The sequence below is a fragment of the Bellilinea sp. genome, assembly GCF_034432615.1.
Classification (GTDB): domain Bacteria; phylum Chloroflexota; class Anaerolineae; order Anaerolineales; family Anaerolineaceae; genus Bellilinea.
The window spans coordinates 1-6,329 of sequence record NZ_DAOUBL010000287.1 but is presented as its reverse complement, the minus strand read 5'-3'; the positions used below and the strand labels follow the sequence as shown (position 1 = coordinate 6,329).

The 6,329-nt window shown below is 53.4% G+C and carries 6 protein-coding genes; all 6 read left to right on the top strand.

Annotated elements, in window-relative coordinates:
* Positions 1-489, top strand: a 489-nt coding sequence (locus VAE48_RS13075) for a substrate-binding domain-containing protein (RefSeq protein ID WP_322793774.1), incomplete at its 5' end; no start/stop codon positions are given.
* Positions 490-654: 165 nt separating this feature from the next.
* Positions 655-2,454 carry an ABC transporter substrate-binding protein gene (locus VAE48_RS13070; protein WP_322793773.1) on the top strand — a complete coding sequence of 600 codons (1,800 nt, stop codon included), beginning with the start codon at positions 655-657 and terminating at the stop codon, positions 2,452-2,454.
* A 117-nt stretch (positions 2,455-2,571) separates the two neighbouring features.
* Complete coding sequence (locus VAE48_RS13065; RefSeq protein ID WP_322793772.1) at positions 2,572-3,570, top strand: ABC transporter permease; 999 nt, start codon at positions 2,572-2,574, stop codon at positions 3,568-3,570.
* On the top strand, positions 3,567-4,418 hold the full coding sequence (locus tag VAE48_RS13060) for an ABC transporter permease (protein ID WP_322793771.1): 852 nt from the start codon (positions 3,567-3,569) through the stop codon (positions 4,416-4,418). The genes VAE48_RS13065 and VAE48_RS13060 overlap by 4 nt, the downstream gene beginning before the upstream one ends.
* 3 nt (positions 4,419-4,421) lie before the next feature.
* A complete protein-coding gene (locus VAE48_RS13055) occupies positions 4,422-5,393 on the top strand; it encodes an ABC transporter ATP-binding protein (RefSeq protein ID WP_322793770.1) in 972 nt (323 codons plus the stop codon).
* Positions 5,377-6,329 (top strand): ABC transporter ATP-binding protein (locus VAE48_RS13050; protein ID WP_322793769.1); only part of this gene is annotated, 953 nt, incomplete at its 3' end. The genes VAE48_RS13055 and VAE48_RS13050, both read left to right, overlap by 17 nt.

The window sequence follows — 6,329 nt, the reverse complement described above, 5'->3', positions numbered from 1 at the left end:
TACCAGCGGATTGCCACGATCGCCGGTACCGGCAATTCCACCGTGAGCATTGACCGCAAAGAAGGCTATGCCCGCGCGCTTTTCGAGCGGGGCAGAAAACTTGACCCTGCACTGATCGCCGAAGGCGATTACACCGAGGCAGGGGGGTATTACGCCATGCAGGCCTTGCTACCAGCCCGCCCGGATGCGGTTTTTGCCGCCTCGGATGCGATGGCGGTTGGCGGAATGCGCGCCATCCGCGAAGCGGGGCTGCGCGTTCCCGAAGATATTGCCGTGGTTGGTTTTGACGATTTGCCAATGGCAGCCTCGGCTACACCGCCGTTGACCACCGTGCGTCAGCCGATTGCTCCGTTGGGTTTCAAGGCAGTGGAGGTGCTGCTCGATCTGATCGAAAATGGGGTGCAACCGCCCCGCCGAATCATCATGGATACCGAACTGGTGATTCGCGATTCCTGCGGCGCATTAAAACGCCGCGTTGTGCAGGGATGAAAAATTTTACGTAATTTTGGGAGCGCTTCCAAAACAATTTGATCTTTTCTAAAAATTTTAAAGGAGGTGATCATCCTGGAGGAGATGGATGCAAAGAAACCCGACCCAACACCGCTCAAAAAAACCTGTAACCCTTGTTTTTCCTGAAGAAAGGAGAAAGGAACCATGCGTAAGTTTGCTTTGTATCTATTCACGGGGCTGATTCTGGCCAGCCTGCTGCTGGCTGCCTGCGGTCCCACAGCCACACCCACTCCCGAAACCATTATCCAGACGGTTGAAGTAGAAAAGAGAGTGGTGGAGACTCAGATTGTCGAGGTGGTGGCCACCCCTGAACCGGGTCCAACCAGCTATCCGCGCAACGAAACGCTCTACGTCAGTGGCGCGGCCTGGGGGCCGGCCTCTACCTGGAATCCCTTCCAGCCGGGCATGCTGGCCAACACCACCGGTACAATCGGTTTTCTCTACGAATTCCTCTTCAATTACGATCCATTGACCGACAAATTCATCCCCTGGCTGGCAGAAAAAGGGGAGTGGACCAACCCCACCACCTATGCCCTTACTCTGCGCAAGGGCTTGACCTGGAGCGATGGCAAACCCCTGACGGCCGAAGATGTCAAATTCACTCTCGAACTCGGCAAGAGGTTTCCAGCCCTGTGGTTCTCGCCGGTCTGGACGAACACCGGGCTCACCGACGTCAAGGTGATCAATGAAACCAGCCTGACCCTGACCTTCAAAGATCCGCTTTATCAGGAATGGGATAACTACCTCTTCAACCTGCCGATTGTCCCCAAACACCTGTGGGAAGGCCGCAGTGAGGAAGAAGTCACCACCGGCGCGAACGAAAAACCGGTAGGCTCCGGTGCTTACATGTACCTCACCCATGCCGAGGACCGCAACGTTTGGGTGCGGAACGAAAACTGGTGGGGAATTTCCATCTTCGGCAAACCGGCACCCAAGTACATTGTGGATATTCGCACCTCCAGCAATAATGTTGCCCTGGGCATGGTCGTCAAAGGCGAACTGGATCTGAGCAACAACTTCCTGCCCGGCATTGCCACGCTTGCCGAGAAGGGTTATGTCAAGACTTTCTATGAAAAACCGCCTTACATGCTTTCGGCCAACACGGCGGTGCTGTTCCTGAACACTACCAAGAAGCCGATGGATGATGCCAAATTCCGCCGCGCCCTGGCTTTTGCCATTGATGTTCCCTCAATCGTCAATGTAGCGTATGCCAATCTGGTCAAGGCTGCCAGCCCCTCCGGTCTGTTGCCGACCATGAGCAAATACGAGGATGTCGAAGTGATTGCCCGACTGGGCTACACTTTTGATACCGCCAAAGCCAGGCAAATGCTCGCAGATGCCGGTTATCGGGATGTCAACGGCGATGGCTTTGTGGAGGCGCCGGATGGTTCGGATATCAAGTTGCAGGTAACCTGCCCGAACGGTTGGACGGACTGGATGGCGGCGATTGACATCATTGCTTCCAGTGCCCAGTCGGCCGGTATTAATATTCAGGCCGCCTATCCGGATTACGGCGCTTGGAACACTGCCTTGCAGGGTGCCACCTTTGACATGACGCTCAACAACTGGGCACAGATGAGCAATACCCCCTGGACCCTGTACAACCTGCTCTTCCGCCATCCGATTCAGGAGCAAATGCAGTCCGGTAACTTCGGGCGCTACGCCAATCAGGAAATGTTCGATCTGGTGGATGCTCTGGCGCGTGTCCCAACCAGCGACGAAGCGGGAATGAAGGAAGCCACCAGCAAGATTCAGGAACTGATGCTCTCCGAAATGCCGATGATCCCGCTGTGGTACAACGGATTGTGGGCGCAGTGGACTGAATCAGCCTGGACGAACTGGCCCAGCGAGAAGAATCCGGTCTCGCTGCCTTCCACCTGGTCCGGTTACTGGCAGATGGGTGGTTTGCAGACTCTGATCAACCTGAAGCCGGTTTCACCCTAGGCGCTGATCTGGCGAAGCCGCCTCTTTCCGCAAGGGGGAGGCGGCATCCCTTCTCCTTTGCGGAATTAAAGTTTGTAAGAAACTGAGAGTAGAGAAAAAGACCAGCAGGAGATTTTCATGCGGCGTTATCTGATTCGGAAAATGGTGATTTATGCGCTGACGTTTTTTCTGGCTGTGACCATTGACTGGTTGATTCCGCGCTTTATGCCAGGCGACCCGATCCGCAACATGCTGACGCGGGTTTCGGTTGCCTCCAACGCAACTGCCATTCAAATGATGTACGATTACTACGCCCGTTTGTTTGGGTTGGATTTACCTCTCTGGCAGCAATACCTCAACTTTTGGAAAGCCCTTTTTCAGGGCGATTTGGGCATCAGCACGTATTTGTTCCCAACGCCGGTGGTGGATGTGCTCAAACGGGCTGTGCCTTACGATGTCTTTTTGCTGGTGCCTGCCGTCCTTTTGGGATGGTACACCGGCAACAAGTTTGGGGCTTTTGCTGCGCGTTCCAAACGTCTGGATAATTTCGTCCTTCCAATCAGTTACATTCTGACTGCCACGCCTTACATGTGGCTGGGCATTCTGATGGCGTGGTTTTTTGGGATTGTGATCGGCATTTTCCCCATCGCGGGAGCCTACTCCTTCTCGTTACGGCCTACCTGGTCAGTGACTTTCCTGCTCGACCTGCTTCATCACTGGTTCCTGCCTTTCGCCTCATTATTTATCATCGAGTTTGGCGGCTGGGCAATTGGGATGCGTAATATGATCATCTACGAACTGGAAGCCGAGTACTCGCGTTACCTGAATGCGCTGGGTGCTCCAAAAAGTCTGGTCCGGAAATATGCTTTTGACAACGCCATCCTGCCCCAAATTACTGGTTTAGCCCTCAAATTGGGGGTCATCGTTGCCGGAGCCCTGGTGACCGAAGTGGTGTTTTCCTATCCGGGTATCGGCTATCTTCTGCTGGCAGCCATCCAGAATCAGGATTATTTTCTGATTCAGGGTTGTTTTCTCTTCATCGTGTTGGGTGTTTTAATTGCCAATTTTGTCATCGATCTGGTTTATCTGGTGGTTGACCCGCGTACAAGAAGGGGAATGGTGGGAGAGTCGGCATGAAGAAGCGCAGTGAAGTTCTTTATTTCACCTTACGCAATAAAAAACTGCTGATCGGGAGCGGAATCATCCTGTTCTTCCTGATTCTGGCACTGATCGGACCCACTTTTACGAAGTACAAGCCTTTGGAATATGCCAGCCCGCGCGGTGCCGAGCCACCTTCGACCCATTTCTGGATGGGCACAACCTTTTTCGGGCAGGATGTTTTTTCGCAATTTGTGAACGGCCTGCGGGCTACTTTTGTGGTCGGTCTGCTCGGCGGCGGGCTTGGCACGCTGGTGGGGATGCTGATCGGGTTCACGGCCGGATACCGCGGGGGCATTGTGGATGAAATCCTTAACGCCTTCACCAACATTGTGCTGGTGATTCCCACGCTGGCCGTTCTGTTGATTATTGCGGCGTATTTACAGGTGCGCAGCCTGCTCATGGAATGTCTGTTCATTGGACTAACCGCCTGGCCGTGGGTTGCCCGCGCCATCCGCGCTCAAACCTTTTCGCTGCGCACGCGGGAGTTTGTGGATCTGGCGAAACTGAGCGGCATGAAACCGCTCCGGATCATTCGTGATGAGATTGCTCCCAATATGATGTCTTACCTCGTTCTGGTTTTCATTTTGCAGTTTGGTGGGGCCATTCTCACCGCCGCAACCCTGGATTTTATTGGATTGGGACCGACCAATACCATTTCGCTGGGATTGATGATGCAATACGCCGTCCTGTGGGGGGCATTACCGTTTGGAATGTGGTGGTGGTTTGTGCCGCCGGGGCTGGCCATCACGGCGATTGTCGGCGCGCTTTATAGCATGAATGTTGGGCTGGATGAAATTTTTAACCCGAAACTTCGCGAGATTTGAACCATGGCTTTAAAAGTTGAGAACCTGACCGTATATTACCAGACCCTGCGGGGCGATGTACGCGCCCTGGAACATGCCAGTTTTCAGCTGGCAGATGGCGAAATCATGGGGCTGGCGGGTGAATCGGGCTGCGGAAAGACGACTTTGGGCCACAGCCTGATTGTGCTCTTCCCACCGATGAAATACATCAGCGGGCGGGTGGAGGTGGACGGCGAGGAAATTCCGATTTGGGATGCCGAAGGGATGAATACCCACCGGTTTCGCAAAATCTCCCTGATTCCCCAGTATGCCATGAACGCCATGAACCCGATTCGTAAAATCGGCGTTATGATCCGCGAACTGCTCGAATCGCGCGGGGTTCACTACAAGGACATTCTGCCCGAATTGAAACGACGGCTTGATCTGGTGGCTTTGCCGCATGAAGTGTTGAAGATGTACCCAATTGAACTTTCGGGAGGGATGAAACAGCGCATGGTGATGGTAATTTCCTCATTGCTCAACCCCTCGCTGTTGATTGCCGATGAGATCACCTCCGCGCTGGATGTGGCTACCCAGAAAGCGGTGGCAGAGATGCTGGTGGAATTTCGAGACCGGGAGTTTGTCAAAAACCTGATCGTGATTACCCACGATATATCCATTCTGTATCAGATTGCCGACAGTATCTTGATCATGTACGCCGGTGTGCTGGCTGAAAAAGCCCCCACCCGATCCATTATCGAGTCGCCCCGTCATCCATATACCCGGCTGTTGATCTCGGCCTTGCCGGAGGTGGGGGTGCGCTTTGCCGAAAAGCGTTTGCAGGGCATTCCTGGTAATCCTCCCTTGCTCTTGAATCCGCCGACGGGCTGCCGTTTCCGGGAACGCTGCCCGCTGGCTTACGAACGCTGTCTGGAAGAACCACCCTTTATTGAAGTTGAGAGGGATCATTTTGTTGCCTGCTGGAAGGAGTACGAGAATCATGCTCAGGCTGGATAAGGTTTCCAAGATTTATCGGGTTGGGGCGTTCGGGGGCCGGGCGCTGCTGGCTGTGAACAAAGTGAGTTTTGAAGTTCACAAGGGGCAGGTGGTTTCGTTGATTGGGGAAAGCGGCAGCGGAAAAAGCACCATCGGTAAAATGATTTTGCGTTTATTGAATGCCAGCGAAGGAAAAATTTTCTATAACGGTGAAGATATTGCCGGTTTTGAGGGCGAAGCCTTGAAAAATTATTACCGGCAGGTACAGGGTGTCTTTCAGGATCCGTTCAGTTCGTATAATCCGATCTTCAAAGCCGACCGGATTTTTAAAGTCGTGCATGAAGAATTCTTCCCGCAAGTATCTGACGCCGAATGGGGGGAGCGGGTTGAGAAGGCGCTTTCTTCGGTAGGTTTAAATCCGGCGCATGTGTTGAATAAATATCCTCACCAGCTCAGCGGCGGGCAATTGCAGCGTTTTTTGATTGCGCGGGCTTTGTTGCTGAACATTTCGTTTCTGGTGGCGGATGAAATCATCAGCATGCTGGATGCTTCGACGCGGATTGATGTGCTGAACCTGCTGGCAGACCTCAAAGCTTATGGTCTGTCGATCCTGTTCATCACCCACGATCTTTCACTGGCCTATTACATCAGCGAACGGGCGGTCATTCTATATAAAGGCAACATTGTTGAACAGGGTGCAGTGGAAAAGATTTTCAACACCCCTCTGCATCCCTACACCCGCATGTTGATGGAATCGGTGCCAAGGCTGGACCGTAAATGGGAAAAAGAGATTACACTGGTAGAGCGGGATGTGGAAAATTTACGGCGCGGATGCCCGTATTATCACCGCTGCCCGGTGGCGGAGAAGCGCTGTGCGGTTGATCAACCGCCGCTGGTTGAGGTAGATGAGGACCACTGGGTGGCCTGTGTGCACTATGAGAGCGGTGCAGATTTGGT

Excerpts from the sequence above, each read along its gene's own strand:
- VAE48_RS13070 (WP_322793773.1), top strand. The coding sequence starts at position 655 with ATGCGTAAGTTTGCTTTGTATCTATTCACGGGGCTGATTCTGGCCAGC.
- VAE48_RS13065 (WP_322793772.1), top strand. The coding sequence starts at position 2,572 with ATGCGGCGTTATCTGATTCGGAAAATGGTGATTTATGCGCTGACGTTT.
- VAE48_RS13060 (WP_322793771.1), top strand. The coding sequence starts at position 3,567 with ATGAAGAAGCGCAGTGAAGTTCTTTATTTCACCTTACGCAATAAAAAA.
- VAE48_RS13055 (WP_322793770.1), top strand. The coding sequence starts at position 4,422 with ATGGCTTTAAAAGTTGAGAACCTGACCGTATATTACCAGACCCTGCGG.